Here is an 18,947-nt window from a genome sequence, read left to right as displayed (position 1 = left end):
ACCGTATCGGACAGGCCAACCCGGCCTATCCTGTCGCCCGTTGCGCGTCGATGATCGTCACGATCGCGCTGATCACCTTGCGGCAATAGGCCTCCGTTTCCTGTTCGCTGACCTTGCCGACTGCGCTTTGATGATTATGCCAGCCCGATATGCCGTGCAGAAACAGGTTGGCCAGCATCGTCCAGTCAGGGCCAGTGCCTGGCGGCAAGCGACTGGCAACGGCCATGTCGGCCGCCATAAAGTCGATATAGCGCCGGGTGCCCAATTCTTCCCAGACGATGGCGACTTCCGGGAAAGTGCGGGATGCGTCCGCAATCATCCGCGTCGCCAGCCGATAATCCTTCCAGCCATGGACCGATATCAGAACCCGCGCGTGATGGTGCAGGCGTTGTTCCAGATCGTCGCTGAGCAGATGATTCTGCCGTGCCGCGCGCCGCGACATGGCACCCAGCACATCTTCAACGACAACGCGGAATAGCGCTTCCTTGCTGGCATAGCGCGTATAGACAGTGCCTTTGGAAACGCCCGCTGCGATCGCGATGTCATCCATCCGCGTCGCGCCAAAGCCCTTGTCCAGAAAGTGCAGCCGTGCCGCGCGACGGATTGTGGCATCGATCGTTTCTGCGCGCGCAGCCGTGGGGCGACCGGGACGGTTTGGCGGTTTGCTATGGTGCATCATGCCATTTCATGCCCCGGTCGCCCTATCGGCTCAACCCTTGGCCTTGCACGCCGCACCACGGTCGACGGTCCAGCCGATCGCACTTTCCAGCAGCGCGACATGCTGGGGTTGGCTATAGGTTTCAGGCATGTGACCGATGGCGGAATAGAACATCCGGCCTTTGCCCACGCAGTTGGTCCAGGCCAGTGGATGGTCGCCCATGCGCAAATCCTGGTTCATCATCCCGGCGGGCTGGTAAGTGCTTTCGTCCAATGTCAGCAGCACATCGGCACCCGCCGTGCGCGGGTTGGTGCGGAAAGAATACCATTCGTCGGTCATGCGCCATTCGGCGGGCAGGGCGGTTGCCAGCGGATGCGCCTTGTTCACGGCGATACGCGCTTCCTGAAATTGCGGCTTGGATGGATGCCCTTTGAACCGCGCACCGATCAGCGTGTCGGCATACCAGTCCCAGAAATAGACCGGGTCGCCAGCAGAGCCGTGCATCCCTACAAAGCCGCCGCCCCGTGCCAGATAGTTTTGGAGCGCGCGACGCTGTGACAGCGTCAGTACGTCGCCACTGATATTGTTCCAGATGACCGCGTCGAACTTGCGCAGCGTGGCGGGATTGATCGCGCCGCCCTTGTCGGTGACGACCATCGACCAGCCCTTGTGCTTGGCCATGGCCAGCAAGGCTTCGCGCGCGGCATTAACCGATGGCACGTCGCGAAAGCCGTTGATTTTCTCGAACAGCAGCAGGCGCGGGCGGCCAGCGGGCAGCGTGAATTTGGGCACGTCATTGTCGTAGCGTGCGCAGCGCGCAACCTTGTCAGCGGCGGTCACCGGCAAGGCGGTGAGCTGGGCCTCTATCGTCGCGAGTGTGTCCGGCTTGATCTGCAGAAAACCGGCGGCTTCGCGCAGCGAGAGAATGGCAGCAAAGGTCGGTGGCGTCGTGCCTGCAAATTGCGGCGGCAGCTTGTCGAACCGGCCAGGCACAGCCTTGTCCAGCACGGCCCGCGCCGCGGGACTGAGCAATATGTCGATCAGCGGCGTGGCCGCCGAAAAAGGCATGTCGCGCATTGGGCAATCAGTGACGGGCTTTGCGATAGCAGGAGTCGCGATTGTTGAGACCAGAACTGCAATACAGCCCACAATAGCCTGTTTTATTGCCATGATCTTTGATCCTTTAGAGGGGATATTGCGCATGTCAGATCTTGCCTCCGCGCAGAAATTCCGTGGCGTGATGGGCGGCCCGCGCCGACAGCGCCATATAGGTGAGCGAGGGGTTCTGGCATCCGCTCGACGCCATGGCTGACCCGTCGGTGATGAACAGGTTGGGAATGTCGTGCGCCTGATTGAAGCCGTTAAGGACCGACTTCGCCGGATCCTTGCCCATGCAGGCAGTACCCATTTCGTGAATGCCCAGTCCCGGCGTACCGGGCGTCGCGCTGGTGTTGACCACCATGCCGCCAGCGGCCTCGACCATCGCCTTGCCGTCGGCGATGATCTGCTTGGTCATGGCCTGCTCATTGCTGCCAAAGGCGCATTCGATATGGACGATCGGGATGCCCCATTTGTCGGTGCGGGTGGGGTGCAGGGTAACGCGATTTTCGGGGTTGGGCAGCATTTCACCAAAGCCGGAGATGTAGAGCATCCATGGTCCCAGCTTACGGGTACGGTCCTTGATATCGGTGCCCAGCCCCGGTTTCCCCAGCGCCGCCGATCGCCAGCCCATGCGCGACGCAGCGCCCTGATAGCCGTAGCCGCGCAGGAAGGATCCGGGTTCGGACACATTGCGGAAGCGCGGTATGTAGAGGCCGGTCGGGCGACGCCCCTTGTAAAATGTATTCGGTCCCTTGGGCAGCACGCCTGCGACGGTCAGGCCATAAAGATGGTCCATCAGATTGCGGCCCACCATGTCGGACCTGTTGGCCAGACCGTTGGGGAAGGCTTCCGATGTCGATCCGAGCAGGATCTGGGTCGTGCCGATGGTGGAGGCACAGCTGAAGATGATCTTCGCCTCGTAGAGCTGGCCCTGTTTGGTATTGGCATCGATCACCCGCACGCCGGTGACCTTGCCGGTCTTGGGATCATGCACGATCGAATGGACGATGGCGTCGGTCACGATCGTCAGGTTGCCGGTGCGTGTCGCGGCGGGCAGCGATGAGCTGAGGCTGGAATGATAGGCACCATAGCTGCACCCGCGCTCGCACAACGACCGCACCTGGCAACTGACGCGGCCCAGTTCCTCATGATGGGGCTGCGCTTTGGACAGGTTGGCGACGCGACCGGGGATGACGTTGCGACCGGGAAATTTGCTTTCCACCGCCTGCTTGAACAGGACCTCGGCATCGTTGAGCGCAAAGGGCGGCAAAAATTCGCCGTCGGGCAATTGCGCCAGTCCTTCCTTCGATCCTGCGACGCCGATGAAGCGTTCGATATGATCGTACCAGGGGGCCAGGTCGTCATAACGGATCGGCCAGTCCGACCCATGGCCGTCCTTGGCGTTGGCCTCGAAATCCATCGGCGACAGGCGATAGGATTGCCGTCCCCACATCAGCGAGCGGCCGCCCAGATGATTGCCGCGAATCCAGTCGAACGGTTTGTCGGCCGGCGTCGAATAGGGATGGTCGCTATCCTTGACCCAGAATGCCTTGTTCGCCGACGTCATGGCATAGCAATGGCTCTGCACCGGATAGTCGCGCGCGACCTCCTCTTCAGGCACCATGCCTGCATTGGGTAGCTCCCAGGGTTGCAACGAGTCGGTGTAGGACACGCCATGCTCGATCTTGCGGCCGCGCTCGATCACCAGCGTCTTGAGCCCGCGTTCGCATAATTCCTTGGCGGCGATGGCACCGCTCATGCCCGAACCGATTACGATTGCATCAAACATTGTCGAACACTCCGTTCAAAACAGGCCGGCGCCGCCAGACGGGCGCGTATCGGGGGTCACGGGGACGGAAGGCAGCCATTCGCCGGGCGTATGGTCATAGGTCAGCTCATGCGTCAGCGCGGTTTCCGAGATATAATAGAGGATGACGATCAGCTCCTTGAGCTTGCCATAGCCAGGGTTGGCGAATGTGGGGCCACGCATCATGGAAAGGCCGCGGCCACCGGCCGGACTCGGCACGACCTGCAATGCTTCGGCATCATAGGGGGTCAGCAACGCCAGCCGCTCTGTGGCGGACAATTGCGCGAAGCCCATGCCCTTCTTCTCGCGCGCCAGCGCGTCGATCTCGCCCAGCGCGTGGCTTAGCTGGTGACGCCGGTCGGGCGATGCCCAGTTGGCAATCAGCGCGTCGAATGTCGCTGGCACGCCGGCATCGACAGCGCCGGGCGTATCCGTGCGCGGGATGATGGTATCCGCCACCGCAGTCACCAGCGCATAATGGGTCGGCGACAGATAGGGCTTGGCGCGCGCAGCCGCTTTCGCCAGCGCAGCCGGGCTGAAACCAACGGCGGCGCCAGCGCCTGCCAGCGCGAGCATCTGCTGGATCAGGGAACGGCGATCAAGGGCCATCAGGTCGTTCATCAGCTTCACTCCTTGTCGTCGTTCGATGGGGTTTGGGCGGGATGTGATGGCCGCATCATGACGGCTGCGCCCAGCAGTCGCGGATCAGGGCATGGCCCTCGACATAAACATCGCTTGGATCGGCGAAGAAATCGCGCCACACGCGGGTCGCCGCCGCCAGTTCAGGCACGCCCCGGCCAAAGGCCTCGATCGTGAGCCATTCATCATAGCCTAGCGCCTTGAGCGTCGCGATCGTCTCGCGGATCCTGGCATGGCCACGTCCCGGCGTACCCCGGTCATTTTCGGAAATGTGGACATGGGTCAGTGCCCCCGACGCATGGACGGCGTGCAGCGCCACGATCGGGTCCTTCTCCTCGATATGGGCGTGGAACGTGTCGTAGAGGATGCCAAAGCCCGGCTCTGCCAGCCGCTCGCCATAGGCGATCGCCTGTTGGCATGTGTTGAGCAGATGCGCCTCGAACCGGTTGAGCGGCTCCAGCGCTCCGATGATCCCCGCAGCGCGCGCCAGCGGCAGGATCTGGCGATGGACATCGGCGCAATGGTCCAGTTCAGTGTCGCTGGGCCGTTCTCCGCTGAACACGCCGAGCGGCTGAAACCACGGCCCGGCCAGCACCGTGCCGCCAAGCGCCGCCGAACAATCAATGACCCGCGTCAAATGCTCCACGGCGCGAACGCGGTCCGCTGCATCGGGCGAGATTGGGCTGTGCGCCGCATCGGGGATGATGGCGACGACCGTGCGTTCCAGCCCAATGTCGTCCAGCACACCGCCCAGCCAGCGATAATGCGCCGGGTCGCTGACGTCGAACACCGGTATTTCGACGCCGTCAAAGCCTGTGTCCTTGATCGCCTGGAGAACCGGGATATGCGCGTCCGTCACATGGCCGGTCCAAAGCAGCATGTTGATGCCGACTTTCATGGGGTTCAGCCTTTCCGCCTGCGTTCGGCCAGCCAGACCGCGCCGAAGATGAAGAACAGCGCGATCGGCACCAGCGCGATCACCTGAAAGGATTGTTGCGCGGCAAAGCCCAGAACCTGTTGCAACTCCGGTCCCGGCTGCAGCGCCTCGAACGCGGTCTGTCCGCCAGCCTTGGCCAGCTTGGCCTTGTCATAGATTTTACCGATTTCGGGCAGAACGAAATAGATCGCCATGGCCCCGGCAAAACCGACAATGCCGATGCTCCACGGGCCACCACGCGGGAAACGGCGTGCAGACGCCGCCAGCATGGTCGGCCACATGAAGCAGACGCCAAACGCCCAGAGCGTCGCGGCGACAATCGCGGTAAAAGGGGTTGAGGCAAGGCTGAGCAGATACAGCCCCGCCGCCGCCGGTATCGTGCAGACGCACAGCAGGCCCATGTCCGAAAAGCGATGTTCCAGCGCACCGGCAAAATGGCGCATCACGAACATGATCGCCGACACATAGACCAGCACCAAAATGCCCGGCATCCCCACGCTCTGCGTCAGCGCGATGTCGACCCAGGAACCGGGTGCCAGCTCCGCCGACGCGGTCAGGAACATGATTGCGGGGAAAATCCAGAAGGTCGGCCGCTTGAACGGTTCGGCCAGCATGTCGCGGAACGGCACGCCCAGCGCGGTGCTTTCGGTCTTGGGGAAGGTCTGGGTCATCGTCCACAGCCCAAAGATGATGCCCGGCACCGCGATCAGCGCGACCAGCGCCTGCCAGCCCAGATGCAGCTGCTCGAAGAACAGAATGCTGGTCAGCCCGCCGACCACGATTCCCGCGGGCCACCAGGCGTGCAATATGTTGAGCCGCCCGGTCTTGTCATCGGGATAAAGCGCGGTCGTGACGGGGTTGATCGACGCTTCGGTCGCGCCCCAGCCAAAGCCGCACACGACCATGCCCATGGTCAGCAGCCGATATATGGCGTCGATGCCGTCCATACGCGGCGACAGCAAAATCAGCAGCGGCCCGACGATGAAGCAGGCCGACGCAAACAATATGACCCGCTTTGCCCCGAAAATGTCGAGCAATGGGCTGATGACCAGCAGGCTGAGCGCGAAGCCAAGGAAGCTGTTGCCCAGCGCCGCGGCGATCATCTCACCCGAATGGAGCGGCACCGCCGAATCCAGCAGCGCCGCCTTGATCGCGCCCGATGCGCCGGTGCGGATCGAAAAGGACAAAGCCGCCGTGAACAGCGCCAGCACGCATATCCAGAATATGGCCCTGCGGTTATGCGTATCGCCTTCCATGTCCCTCAACCCCTTATATATTCTGATTATTTAGTTGGCGTTCAGTCCCAGTGCGGCGCGGATCGCCGCTTCATCCGCGCCTGTGCCCGCAAAATCGTCAAATGCCTTTTCCGCCTTGCGGATCATGTGCCGGGCGATGAAGGGCGCGCCTTCTGCCGCCCCCTGTTCGGGATGTTTGAGCGCACACTCCCATTCCAGCACCGCCCATCCGGCATAGCCATATTGGGCGAATTTCGAGAAGATCGCGCCAAAATCGATCTGCCCGTCGCCCAGCGAACGGAAGCGCCCGGGGCGATCGACCCAGCCCGAATAGGAACCATAAACGCCCGCGCGGCCATTGGGGCGGAACTCGGCATCCTTCACATGGAAGGCCTTGATGCGTTCATGATAAATGTCGATGAAGGCCAGATAGTCGAGCTGCTGCAACAGGAAGTGTGACGGATCATACAGGATGTTGGCGCGGGCATGGCCGTCCACCGCGTCCAGAAACCGCTCGAACGTCACGCCGTCATGCAGATCCTCGCCCGGATGCAGTTCGAAGCAGGCGTCAATACCTTCCTCCTCGAACACGTCCAGTATCGGCTTCCAGCGGCGGCCCAGTTCGGCAAAGCCGGCCTCGACCAGCCCAGCGGGGCGTTGCGGCCAGGGATAGATCATGTGCCACATCAGCGCGCCGGAGAAGGTCGCGTGGCTGGAAAGGCCGAAGCGGCGGCTGGCGCGGGCGGCGATCTTCACCTGCTCGACCGCCCAGGCCTGCCGCGCAACCGGATCACCATGCAGCGCGGCGGGCGCAAAGCCGTCAAACTGCGTATCATAGGCCGGGTGGGTCGCGACCAATTGCCCCTGCAAATGGGTCGACAGCTCGGAAATCTCGACACCGTTCGCGGCGCAGATGCCCTTGATCTCGTCGACATAATCCTGGCTCTCGGCTGCCAGTTTCAGATCGAACAGGCGCGCGTCCCAGGTCGGGATCTGCACACCCTTATAGCCCAGGTCCGCCACCCAGCGGGTAATCGCATCGAGCGAGTTGAACGGTGCCGTATCGCCCGCAAACTGGGCGAGGAAGATAGCCGGTCCCTTCATCCTCTTATGTCCTTCAGATTATGGTGGAAAGATCGACCCAGACAGCACCCTTGCTGCTGGAATCAAGACTGGCGCGGATGAAGGTCATGCCGGCAATTGCATCGTCCATTGTGGCAAAGCCGGGTTCGCCATCTTCGCTCGCAACGCCGCGAATGGATCGCCCGAAGGCCGCATAAATATTGGCGAAGGCTTCCAGATAGCCTTCCGGGTGGCCGCCCGGCGTGCGCTGGATCGCCTGGAGGGCAGGGGACAGATAGGCGCGATTGGCGCCCGCGTGCCAGGTTTGCGTCGGCTGGTCCCGCCGCCCGACGGTCAGGCTGTTGGGCTGTTCCTGCCGCCAGTGCAGGCCCGCTTTTTCACCATAGACCGAAATGGCCAGGTCATTGGCGTCGCCCACGCAAATCTGGCTGGCGGTCAGCGTCCCCCTGCCACCGCCCGACAGGCGAAACAGCGCCGCGCCGTCATCATCGATCCGGCGGCCGGGCAGCATGGCCAGTTCAGCGCAGATCGCGGTGATGCGTTCGCCGGTGATGAACTCGACCAGATTGGCGGCATGGGTGCCGATATCGCCAAACGCCCCGGCTTCCCCCGATCGCGCCGGATCGACCCGCCATTCGGCTTGCTTGTTGCCGATCAGGTCGTCGGGGCGCGACAGCCAGTCCTGGGTATATTTGACCATGACGCGGCGGATTGCGCCCAATTCGCCGCTCGCCACCATCGCGCGGGCCTGCTTGACCAGCGGATAGCCGGTATAGGTGTGGGTGACCGCGATTTTACGCCCCGTGCGTGCGGCGGCGTCGGCGATCGCGCGCGCATTGGCCAGCGTGTCCGCCAGCGGCTTGTCGATGATGACGTCGAAACCGGCCTCCAGCGCGGCAATGGCGGGCGGGGCGTGCATATGGTTGGGGGTGACGATGGCCACCACCTCGATCCGCTGATCGTCGGGCAGCGCCTTCTCGCGCTCCAGCATCTCGACCCATGAACCATAGGTGCGGTCTGCCGCCACCCCGATCTCCGCGCCGGATGCGCGCGACTTTTCAGGGGTGGATGAAAAAGCGCCGGCGACCAGTTGCCAATTGCCCGCGATCGCCGCTGCCATGCGATGGACACCGCCGATGAACGCGCCTTGCCCGCCACCGATCATGCCGTAACGGACAGGTTTCATGCCCGGTCTCCACCAATGCGACCGGCAAGGCAGCCGATGCTGACTGCCGCCAGCGACGATTGCGCTAACACCCATGGGCTGCTCATCACGTCAATCGCATGACTGGCGGGCAAGGGACGTGTCTGACTCGGACATAGGCGGCGCATCTTCCTCTCCCGGTGCTTTCGCCGCAGCCTTGACTGCCAAGCACCATTATCGAACTTGTTGGTTCGAATATGCCCGTGTAGAAGCCAAGGTCAAGCTGCATAATGGTAGCGCTATATTTAAGCCGCCCGTTTCCATGATCCGGGTAGGGTGCAGGAAAGGATTGCCCATGGACATGCTATCGAATCGCCGGTCTTTCACCACCGGCCTTGGTGCCATCATCGCCGCAGCGATGATGGAGAGTAGCGTGCACGCCGCCAGCCGGAAGCCCTTTTTCGAGCGGACCGGGCGCCCGATGGGCCTGCAACTCTACACGCTGGGCGATGAAGCGGGGCGGGACATCGACGCCACCTTCGCGCGCGTCGCTGCTCTGGGCTATCGGGACATCGAATTGCCCGGACTTTATGACCGCAAGCCTGCCGACATACGCGCCGCTGCTGATCGCGCCGGTGTCGCGATCAGCAGCCTGCACCTTTCGGCCAGCTCGTTCGGCACCGCCACCGGCGTGATGCTGACCAGTCCCGCCGAAACCATCGCGCAAGCCGTCAAGGCTCTGGGCGCGGACAAGGTGGTGATGCCGATCATGATCTTCCCGCCCAATATCAAGCGGCAGCCTGGCGAAACATTCCAGTCGGCCATCAGCCGCGGCATGGCGGAGGCGGGGCCGGACCTGTGGAAGCGGACCGCCGCGATGCTCAACGAACGCGGAGCAGCGCTCAAGCCGTTTGGAATCCGGCTGGGTTACCACAACCATAATCTGGAATTTGCGCCCACCGGTGGCACAACCGGCTGGGACATATTGCTGGCCGAATGTGATCCACGCCTGGTCCATTTCGAAATTGACGCAGGCTGGATCGCCACGGCGGGGCTTGATCCGGTCGCCTTCCTGCAAAAGCTCAAGGGCCGCGTCCTGCAAATGCACGTCAAGGATGTCGCGGCTGACAACAGCCAGAATTTCGCGCTGTCGATGAAGCCTGCCGAAGTGGGCAGTGGCGTGCTGGACTGGGGCAAAATTCTGCCTGCTGCCTATAAGGCCGGAGTGCGGCATTTCTATGTCGAGCAGGAACCGCCCTTCACGATACCGCGCCTGGAAGCGATCGGGCGGTCAGCGGAGTATCTGCGTGCCTTGAAGGGGTGAGCAGCGCCGGCACCACCATGCGACTCTACTGGTCGGCGGCGATCACCCGGTAGAGCAGCAGCCTGTTACTGACGAGGGCAAGGTCGGTCGCGATGGCCGACCGGCGCGCAGAATAGAGCGATCTTTGGTTGACGAGCGTATTCAGAAACGTGTCGATCCCCGAACGGTAGCGCTGTTCCGACAGGTCATAGGCGCGCTGGCTGGCGGTGACGAGGCGGCGTTGCGCCGCTTGCTGCGCGTCGATCGTGCCGTCCCGCGCCAGCGCATCGGCAACCTCGCGAAACGCCGTCTGGATCGCCTTCTCATATTGCGCCACCGCCAGATCGCGCTGCGCCTTGCTATAGTCCAGATTGCCGCGCGCCGGGCCGCCGAAGATCGGCAGGCTGGCGGACGGGCTGGCCGACCAGGTGAAGGCGTCGCCGGTGAAAAGCGATGACAGGGCGGAACTCGCGACGCCGATGGCCGATGTCAGGCTGATCCTGGGAAACATCGCCGCGCGCGCTGCGCCAATATCGGCATTGGCGGCCTTGAGCTGATGCTCTGCCTGCAACACGTCGGGACGCTGGAGCAGCATGTCGGACGACAGACCGGCAGGCACTCTGGCAACGCCTGCGATCAGGCCGTCGAGCGAAGCGGGGAGCAGCGCATCCTCGACTGGCGCGCCGACCAGCAGGTTCAGCGCATTGCGGTCCTGCGCCACCTGCGTGACATTGGCGGCGACGTCGGACGCGGCCTGTTCCACTATGGTTTGCGCCTGATAGACGTCCAGTCCGCCGCTCAGCCCCGCGCCCTTGAGCGACTGGGTCAGCGTCAGGCTGCGCTGCGCACTCGCCAGCGTCTGCCGCGACACGGCGAGTAATTCCTGATCCGCCGCCAGCGTCGCATAGGCGGTGGCGGTTTCGGCGATCAGGGTGATGCGCGTCGCCCGCGCACCCTCCTGCGTCGCCAGATAATTTTCCAGCGCTGCCTCACTGAGGTTGCGGACCCGGCCAAACAGGTCGATCTCGAACGCGCTGATGCCGATATCCGCGCTATAGCTGTCATTCTGCCGCGTCACATTCGCGCCCGCGTCCCCGCTCAGCGTCGGCAATTGCGCCGCGCGCTGCACCCGATATTGGGCGCGCGCCGACAGGATGTTGGCCAGCGCCGCGCGCAAATCGCGATTATTGGCCAGCGCCCGCTCGATCACCGTGCGCAGTGCCGGATCGCTCACCAACTGCCCCCAGGCCAGCCCAGCCTGCACGCCCGGCTGTGTCGGCGCATAGGCCTCACCCGTCGGCAACGCCGCAGGCACTGGCGGGGCAGGGCGGACATAGGCCGGGGCCATATTGCAACCCGCCAGCATCAGCGCCGGGATCAGCGGAAGGACGGCGCGGCTCATGCGGGCACGCCTGCGCCGGGCGGTGTCGGTTCCGGCCCAGGGTCTGGCCGCACGGGCCGGTCATTGCCGAACAGCCGGGCGATGGTGACGAAGAAGAGCGGCACGTAGAAGATCGCCAGCACCGTCGCCGTGACCATGCCGCCCACCACCGCCGTGCCGATCGCGATGCGGCTCTGCGCGCCCGCACCTGTGGCGATGGCCAGCGGCATGACGCCCGCGATAAAGGCCAGGCTGGTCATCAGGATCGGCCGGAACCGCAGCCGCGCGGCCTCCAGCGCCGACGACAGCGCATCCTTGCCCTGCCGGTGCGCCAGCTCGGCAAATTCCACGATCAGGATCGCGTTCTTGGCGGCCAGCCCCATGGTCGTGAGCAACCCGACCTGAAAATAGATATTATTCTCCAGCCCGCGCGCCCACACCGCGACCACCGCGCCGACCAGGCCCAATGGGATCACCAGCAGCACCGCGAACGGGATCGACCAGCTTTCATAGAGCGCAGCCAGGCACAGGAACACGATCAGCACCGACAGCGCATAAAGCAACGGCGCTTGCCCGCCCGACAATTGCTCCTGATAGGACAGGCCGCTCCAGGCATAGCTGGTGCCGGCCGGCAGCTGCTTTTGCAGTGCCACGATCCGGTCCATCGCCTCGCCCGAACTCGCGCCGGGGCCAGCCTGTCCCTGAATCTCATAGGCCGACTGGCCATTGAAGCGCGCAACCGTCGTCGGTCCCATCGTCCAGTGCGTCGTGGCAAAGGCGGAGAAGGGAACCATCTCTCCCGTCGCGCTCGACCGCACCATCCATTTGTCGAGATCGCTCGGCAGCGCGCGATATGGCGCGTCGGCCTGCATATAGACACGCTTCACCCGCCCGCGATCCACGAAATCATTGACGTAGCGGCTGCCCCAGGCGGACGTCAGCACATTGTCGACATCGCCCTGGGTCAGCCCCAGCACGGCCAGCTTTTCGGAATCGACATCGACCTTGAGCTGCGGCGTATCCTCCAGCGTGGCGGCGCGCACCCCGGCCAGCACCGGGTCTTTCTGCGCGGCGGCGAGCAGCTGGTTGCGCAGCTCCAGGAAGCGCGCCCGCGACAGCCCCCCGGTGTTGAGCAGTTCGAAGGTAAAGCCGTTGGACTGGCCGAGGCCACGAATGGCAGGCGGCGTCATCGCAAGCACCCGCGCATCACGGATGGCGGCCAGCTGCTTGTTGGCGCGCCCGACAATCGCATTGGCGCTGTTCACCGCCCCCGGTCGATCGCCCCATGGTGCCAGATTGATGAAGCCCTGCGCGGTATTTTCGCCTTGCCCGGCAAAACTGAACCCCACCATCACGAACGCGAAGGAGATATTGTCCTTCTCGTCACTCAGGAAATAATTTTGCATCTGTTCGACCGCATGGGCGGTCCGGCTGGACTTCGCACCGGCGGGCAGGGTCAGCTGCACCATCACCTGCCCCTGATCCTCGACCGGCAGGAAGCTGGACGGCAGCCGCACGAACAACAGGATCAGGATGGCGATGATCACGCCATAGCCACCCCAGAATAAGGTCCGCTTGCCCAGCATCTGCGTGGTGCGGCAGACATAGCCGTTGGTCAGCCGTTCAAACCAGCGGTTGAACTTGCCCGACCAGCCCTGGGTCCGCCGTTCCTCCGCAATCGGTTTCAGGATCGTCGCACACAAGGCAGGCGACAGGATCAGCGCCACCAGCACAGACAACAGCATCGACGACACGATGGTGATCGAAAATTGCCGGTAGATCACCCCGGTCGATCCGCCAAAAAAGGCCATGGGCAGCAGCACCGCGGACAGGACGAGCGCGATACCGACCAGCGCGCTGCCAATCTCCTCCATCGACTTGATCGTCGCCTCGCGCGCCGAAAGCCCTTCCTCCGCCATGATGCGCTCGACATTTTCGACCACAACGATGGCATCGTCCACCAGCAGGCCGATCGACAGCACCATCCCGAACAAAGTCAGCGTGTTGATCGAATAGCCAAAGAGCGCCAATATGCCGAAGGTACCGAGCAGCACCACCGGCACCGCGATCGCCGGGATCAGCGTCGCCCGCCAGCTTTGCAGGAACAGGAACATCACGACGACGACCAGCAGCACCGCCTCGATCAGCGTCTTGATGACCTCCTCGACCGACAATTTGATGAAGGGCGTGGTGTCGCGCGGGAACACGATCTTGTAGCCATCGGGCAGGTTGGTCGAAAGCTCCGCCACCCGCACCTTGACCATTTCGGCGGTCTTGAGCGCATCGGCCCCCGGTGCCAGCTGCAACGCCATGCCCGACGCCGGATGGCCGTTCAGCCGCGCGGCGGTGGTATAGCTTTCATTGCCCAGCTCCACCCGCGCCACATCGGACAGATGGACGATCGACCCGTCGCTCTGCGTCTTGACGATGATATTGCGGAATTGCTCCGGCGTCTGGAGCCGCGCGCGCGCGGTCACCGTGGCGTTGAGCTGCTGCCCGGCAGGCGCAGGATCGGCGCCGATCTGTCCCGCAGACACTTCGACATTCTGCGCGCTGATCGCGCTCTGCACGTCGGACGGCATCAGCTTGACGGCGGCGAGCTTATAGGGGTCCAGCCAGATCCGCATCGCATATTGCGATCCGAAAATCTGCGATGATCCGATGCCGCTGATCCGCGCGATCGAATCCTGGAAATTATTGACCAGATAGTCGGAAATGTCGGACTGCGACGCCCGGTTGGTCTCGTCATAAATGCCGACCAGCATCAAAAAGTCGGTTTGCGACTTGGTGACGGTCAGCCCCTGCTGCTGCACTGCATTGGGCAGACGGCTCAGCGCCTGCTGCACCTTATTCTGCACCTGCACCTGCGCGGTGTCGGGATCGGTCCCCTTCTCGAACGTCACGGTGATCGATGATCGCCCGGTCGCCGAGGAGGAAGACGAGAAATACATGAGGCCATCGACGCCGGTCAGCTGCTGCTCGATGACCTGCGTGACGCTGGTTTCCACCGTATCCGCCGACGCGCCCGGATAGGTCGCGTTGATACCCACCGAAGGCGGCGCGATGTCGGGATATTGGGCGATCGGCAGCGACAGCATCGATCCCATGCCCGCGATCATCACGCCAATGGCGATGACCCAGGCGAAAATCGGCCGTTCGATAAAAAAGCGACTGAGCAAGATCCGGTCCCTACTTCTTCGTCGCGATGGTGACGGGCTTGACCTTGTCGTCGGGTTTCACCTTGTCAGTGCCCTCGACGATCAGCCGGTCGCCCGCCTTCAGCCCGTCGGTGATCAGCCATGCGTCGCCAATCGCCTGATCGGCTGTGACGATCCGCCGCTCGACCTTATCATCCTTCGTCACCACCAGCGCGGTCGCATTGCCCTTGGGATCGCGGCTGATGCCCTGTTGCGGGGCCAGGATTGCGCCGGGCACGACCGATTGCGGCGCGACGACGCGCACGAACATGCCGGGCAGCAACAGCCCGTCGGGATTGGGGAAGCGGGCGCGCAGCGTTACGGTGCCGCTGTTGACGTCCACGATCGGCTCGGCAAATTCAATTCGGCCTTCCTGCGGATAATCGCTGCCATCGTCCAGTTTCAGCCGGATCGTCGCGCTGGCCGGCAGCGTCTTGCCCGCCGCCAGCGACCGGCGCAACTGCAACAGCTGCGCGCTCGACTGGGTGATATCGACATAGATGGGGTCAAGCTGCTGGATCGTCGTCAGCGGATCGGCTTGGCTGGCGGTCACCAGCGCGCCCTGCGTGAACAGGGTGCGCCCTATCCGGCCGCTGATCGGCGCACGAACCAGCGTGAATTGCAGATTGACGTTGCTGGTCGCCAGACTGGCGCGCGCCTGCTGGACAGCGGCGGCGGCCTGCCGCGCGGTCGCGGTCACATCATCGCGATCCTGCGCGCTGACCGCTTCATTGTCGGACAAGGTAGCGTAGCGCCGCGCTTTCGCCTGCGCCGCCGCGGCGGTCGCCTGCGCGCTTGCCAGCGCCGCCATCGCCTCGTCGCGCGACGCCCGATACAGCCGCTGGTCGATCTCGTAGAGCGGCTGGCCCGCGCTCACCAGCGATCCTTCGGTGAACAGCCGCTTCTGGATGACGCCCGCCACTTGCGGTCGGACCTCCGACATCATGGTGGATACGGTGCGGCCCGGCAATTCGCTCGCCACCGTGACATTGCGCGCCGTCAGCGTCACCACGCCCACTTCGACCGGTCCCTTTTGCGGCGGCGGCTTGTCGCCACAGGCCGCGACGGCCAGGCAAAGCGCCAGCAGTGGCAGGGAGCGGGCAGAAAAAGGTGCTAACATCGTCGGGCAGGTTCCTTGTTGACCAGGCGGAGCCTTGCGATGCGCTTTCGCGCGGGGTTCGACCTGCCGGGGCGCACGAGGGGGAGGAGGACGCACGCTGACGGCCGGATCGATCGCAACGATTGTCCGTCCCGGTGGACCGACAGGCATCGCAAGGACTCCGCATGGTGTCGGCGAGGGGGCCAGCCGACCTCAGCCTCTTGGCTATTTTGGCAGCGGCAGCATAGCGGAATTTGGCTTCGATCTGTGGCACTGTGCGGCATAGCGTATCGCTTTGTATCAGCCTGTATCATCGCTGGCCGCCGGGCAGACTTTCGCCCCGCAACGCGCTAGGAAAGGGGGATGCCTGACACTGCTCCTGCCCGTGCTGCTACCGTGCTGGTCGTCGATGACGACGCGGACATTCGGGAATTGATCGTCGGCCAACTGGCCCAGGAAAATTACCGGCTGCTGGCGGCGGCGAACCTTGGCGAATTGCGCCAAATGCTGCGTGATCATCCGGTCGACCTGATCGTCCTCGATCTCAACCTGCCCGATGGCGACGGCCTGTCGCTGTGCCGCGAACTGCGCGGGGAGGGATCGGACGTGCAGATCATCATGGTGACTGCGCGGGGCAGCGCGATCGACCGGGTGCTGGGGCTGGAACTGGGTGCCGACGATTATCTGACCAAGCCTTTCGAGCCGCGCGAATTGCTGGTGCGCATCCGCAACCTGCTGCGCCGGGGCCGGGGCGACACCGGAACGCAGGGCAGGGCAAGCACGATGCGCTACGCCCATTTCGGCCCATGGCGGCTCGACCTGGTGCAGCGACGGCTGATCGCACCTGACGATCGGCTGGTGATGCTGTCGTCAGCCGAATATCGGCTGCTGTGCCACTTTATCGAGCAACCCAATATTGTGCTGGGGCGCGAAGCCTTGCTGCCCGAACGGCGCGCCACTGCCGCGTTCGACCGTTCGATCGACCTCCAGATCAGCCGTTTGCGCCAGAAGCTGGCCGACGTGGCGGGCGGCAGCGAACTGATCCTGACGGTGCGCGGCGAAGGCTATGTGCTGGCCAGCGCGGTGGACTATTCATGATCAGGCGGCTGGGCGGCCGGGTCCGCACTTTCTTCCGCTCGATGGCGGGGCAGATTTTCGTCATCCTGACGCTGGGCATGACGATCGCCGCCATCATCGCGCTATTGGTCGCCGAACAGACCCGTCGCCATGATTTTGAGCGGGTGCGGCGGCAGCGCGTGGTTGCCAGCGCGGTCGATATAGCCGACCGTCTGCGGCGCGATCCCGCCCGGATCGAATCGATGATGGCCGATCACAGCATCATGGGCGCAGCGCCGGTGCCGCCCGGCATCTCGCTGACGGAGCCGGATACGGCCCTGCAACAGTCGCTTGTCGAACGCTTTGGTCCGCGTTCGCAACCCGAAGCCGGGCAGGTGCCGACCGGGCTGTGCTTTGCCACCTATACCGGTCGATGGGAACGGGCGGCAGGCCTGGTCGATGCGCCGCGTCCCGACTGCTGGATCGTCCGCTTCACCGATCATGCCGGTCAACGCCGCGAAATGGCGCTCAGCTTCCCGCGCCTGGCCAAACCGCCCAGCACCATCTTCAATCCGCTCTATTTGCTGGTCATCGTCGCCGCGTCGGCCGGGCTTGCGATATTCGTCGCCCGCTTCGTGTCAAAGCCATTGCGGCGGCTCGAGCAGGCGGCAGAGGCCTTTTCGGTCTCGCTCGACCCGGAGGAAATTCCCGAACGCGGGCCAGAGGAAGTGCGCGCCGCGCTCTCCACCTTCAACCTGATGCAGCGGCGCGCCCGCGCGGGTTTTGCCGAACGGACCCAGCTTCTCGCCGCGATCAGCCATGACATACAGACACCGCTCACCCGGTTGCGGCTGCGGCTGGAACTGGTCGAGAATGAGGAGCTACGCGCGCGCCTGCTGGCCGATCATGAAGCGATGCAACGACTGGTGCGCGAGGGGCTGGACCTGGCCAGCAGCACTGAAGCGCGGGAAGAATGGTCGGTCCTCGACATCGACTCGTTGCTCGCCAGCATGGCCGAGGATGCCGAGGAACTGGGTGCGCCGGTCCGCTTCCTGACTGGTTGCGGTGGCACCGTCCGGGTCAAACCCAATGCGCTGACCCGCTGCATCGCCAATCTGGTCGATAACGCCGTGCGCTATGGCGGCAGCGCGGACATCAGCTGCGCGCGGGCAGGGGGGCGGGTGCTGATCCATATCCGCGACCGTGGACCGGGCATCCCCGCGGACCGGCTCGACCAGATGTTTGAACCCTTCACGCGCGGCGCGACCGGTCAGCCGGGCGGACGCACCGGCACCGGCATCGGCCTTACCATCGCCCGCTCGCTGGCGATGAGTTTCGAGGCGTCGGTGCGGTTGCGCAATGCCGATGACGGCGGCCTGATCGCCACCATCGACATGAAGGGCTAGCTGTACAGCACCCGATCCCCCTCGCGGGCGATGGCTCTCCCTTCATCCGTTCGTTTCGAGCGAAGTCGAGAAACCCCGCGCCACCGTTTCTCGACTTCGCTCGAAACGAACGGGGCCGGGGGGAAACGCATTGTCGGCACGCAGGTTTAAGCAGCTAGCCTATTTCGCTTCGGCCTTGAGATAGGCAATCAAATTGGCACGATCCGCCGCCTGCGGCACACCGGCAAAGGCCATGCGGTTACCCGGAACAACGCCGCTTGGCTTCGTCAAAAACGCATCAAGCGTCTTGGCGTCCCAGCGGATCTTCGCCTTCTGCATCGCGGGCGAGTAAGCGAAACCCGCCACCGTACCCGATGTGCGGCCGAACAGGCCCGCCAGATTCGGCCCCATTTTCTTGGGTCCGGGCTTGACATCATGGCACAGCGCGCAGCGCGCAAAGACAATCTTGCCCTTGGCGGCATCGCCAGCCTGGGCCAGCACGGGCGTAGCGACCATGGCGGTTACAGCGATTGTCAGTCCCGTCAAGCTCCGCGCGATTGTCATGCTTCAATTCATCCCTTCACTTTGCCGCTGATTCTCTACCAGTGTGCAATTCTCTCTGGCATTCCGAATGTGAACGGAGATTGAAGCATCTTCGCACCGCAACAAAGCCGACTGCCAGCGGCATCGATGTATCACGGAGTCATGAGAGGGCAACCGGCCTTTGCAATCGAGCGTCGATAGGTCAGCCGATAAGGAGGGCCATACGGTCGCCCGCATGGTCCTCCTGCTGAAAATCGGCGGTTTCGATTTGAAGCGCGACATCCATGGGATGCGTAGCATTTCATCCAGGGTGGGGCGAGCCCCACCCTGGATGGCAAAATCTATCGGGCCTTGAGGAGCTTGATTTGCTCTCCCAGAA

15 protein-coding genes are annotated in these 18,947 nt (G+C 63.6%); 3 read left to right on the top strand and 12 right to left on the bottom strand.

Annotated elements, in window-relative coordinates; genetic code table 11:
* Nucleotides 1–25 precede the first annotated feature (25 nt).
* The 8 genes from D0Z70_RS16675 to D0Z70_RS16640 form a co-directional block, all read right to left on the bottom strand.
* Nucleotides 26–679 (bottom strand): TetR/AcrR family transcriptional regulator, encoded by a 654-nt coding sequence (locus D0Z70_RS16675; RefSeq protein WP_119748408.1) that lies wholly within the window; start codon nucleotides 677–679, stop codon nucleotides 26–28.
* 30 nt (nucleotides 680–709) lie between these two features.
* On the bottom strand, nucleotides 710–1,726 hold the full coding sequence (locus D0Z70_RS16670) for a ThuA domain-containing protein (RefSeq protein ID WP_239018978.1): 1,017 nt from the start codon (nucleotides 1,724–1,726) through the stop codon (nucleotides 710–712).
* 136 nt (nucleotides 1,727–1,862) lie between these two features.
* Complete coding sequence (locus tag D0Z70_RS16665) at nucleotides 1,863–3,548, bottom strand: GMC oxidoreductase (protein ID WP_119748406.1); 1,686 nt, start codon at nucleotides 3,546–3,548, stop codon at nucleotides 1,863–1,865.
* 15 nt (nucleotides 3,549–3,563) lie between these two features.
* Nucleotides 3,564–4,187 (bottom strand): gluconate 2-dehydrogenase subunit 3 family protein, encoded by a 624-nt coding sequence (locus D0Z70_RS16660; RefSeq protein WP_147418782.1) that lies wholly within the window; start codon nucleotides 4,185–4,187, stop codon nucleotides 3,564–3,566.
* Between the two features lie 55 nt (nucleotides 4,188–4,242).
* Entirely contained in the window at nucleotides 4,243–5,103 is an 861-nt protein-coding gene (locus D0Z70_RS16655) for a sugar phosphate isomerase/epimerase family protein (protein ID WP_119748402.1), read from the bottom strand.
* Nucleotides 5,104–5,108: 5 nt separating this feature from the next.
* Nucleotides 5,109–6,398: an MFS transporter gene (locus tag D0Z70_RS16650; protein WP_119748400.1), complete on the bottom strand. Its 1,290-nt coding sequence runs from the start codon at nucleotides 6,396–6,398 to the stop codon at nucleotides 5,109–5,111.
* 30 nt (nucleotides 6,399–6,428) lie between these two features.
* On the bottom strand, nucleotides 6,429–7,481 hold the full coding sequence (locus D0Z70_RS16645) for a sugar phosphate isomerase/epimerase family protein (protein ID WP_119748398.1): 1,053 nt from the start codon (nucleotides 7,479–7,481) through the stop codon (nucleotides 6,429–6,431).
* Between the two features lie 13 nt (nucleotides 7,482–7,494).
* Nucleotides 7,495–8,646: a Gfo/Idh/MocA family protein gene (locus D0Z70_RS16640; protein ID WP_220475659.1), complete on the bottom strand. Its 1,152-nt coding sequence runs from the start codon at nucleotides 8,644–8,646 to the stop codon at nucleotides 7,495–7,497.
* A 313-nt stretch (nucleotides 8,647–8,959) separates the two neighbouring features.
* On the opposite strand from D0Z70_RS16640, the gene D0Z70_RS16635 reads away from it, so the two are divergent.
* A complete protein-coding gene (locus tag D0Z70_RS16635) occupies nucleotides 8,960–9,928 on the top strand; it encodes a sugar phosphate isomerase/epimerase family protein (RefSeq protein ID WP_182914003.1) in 969 nt (322 codons plus the stop codon).
* 25 nt (nucleotides 9,929–9,953) lie between these two features.
* Here the strand turns inward: D0Z70_RS16635 and D0Z70_RS16630 are convergent, their stop codons facing one another.
* From D0Z70_RS16630 to D0Z70_RS16620, 3 genes are read right to left on the bottom strand one after another with little or no spacing between them, the layout of a single operon-like run.
* Nucleotides 9,954–11,309, bottom strand: a complete 1,356-nt coding sequence (locus tag D0Z70_RS16630) for an efflux transporter outer membrane subunit (RefSeq protein WP_119748392.1) — start codon at nucleotides 11,307–11,309, stop codon at nucleotides 9,954–9,956.
* Nucleotides 11,306–14,467 carry an efflux RND transporter permease subunit gene (locus D0Z70_RS16625; protein ID WP_119748390.1) on the bottom strand — a complete coding sequence of 1,054 codons (3,162 nt, stop codon included), beginning with the start codon at nucleotides 14,465–14,467 and terminating at the stop codon, nucleotides 11,306–11,308. Before D0Z70_RS16625 ends, D0Z70_RS16630 begins: the two co-directional genes overlap by 4 nt.
* A 10-nt stretch (nucleotides 14,468–14,477) precedes the next feature.
* On the bottom strand, nucleotides 14,478–15,605 hold the full coding sequence (locus tag D0Z70_RS16620) for an efflux RND transporter periplasmic adaptor subunit (RefSeq protein WP_182914002.1): 1,128 nt from the start codon (nucleotides 15,603–15,605) through the stop codon (nucleotides 14,478–14,480).
* A gap of 342 nt (nucleotides 15,606–15,947) precedes the next feature.
* Here D0Z70_RS16620 and D0Z70_RS16615 point away from each other — a divergent pair, with 342 nt between their 5' ends.
* A complete protein-coding gene (locus D0Z70_RS16615; protein WP_119748388.1) occupies nucleotides 15,948–16,682 on the top strand; it encodes a response regulator transcription factor in 735 nt (244 codons plus the stop codon).
* A complete protein-coding gene (locus tag D0Z70_RS16610) occupies nucleotides 16,679–18,046 on the top strand; it encodes an ATP-binding protein (protein ID WP_119748386.1) in 1,368 nt (455 codons plus the stop codon). The genes D0Z70_RS16615 and D0Z70_RS16610 overlap by 4 nt, the downstream gene beginning before the upstream one ends.
* A 159-nt stretch (nucleotides 18,047–18,205) precedes the next feature.
* Here D0Z70_RS16610 and D0Z70_RS16605 read toward each other — a convergent pair whose 3' ends face one another.
* Nucleotides 18,206–18,589 (bottom strand): c-type cytochrome, encoded by a 384-nt coding sequence (locus tag D0Z70_RS16605; RefSeq protein ID WP_119748384.1) that lies wholly within the window; start codon nucleotides 18,587–18,589, stop codon nucleotides 18,206–18,208.
* Between the last annotated feature and the right edge of the window lie 358 nt (nucleotides 18,590–18,947).

This window comes from Sphingobium terrigena (genome assembly GCF_003591655.1).
Classification (GTDB): domain Bacteria; phylum Pseudomonadota; class Alphaproteobacteria; order Sphingomonadales; family Sphingomonadaceae; genus Sphingobium; species Sphingobium terrigena.
This window is presented reverse-complemented; position numbering and strand designations above follow the sequence as displayed.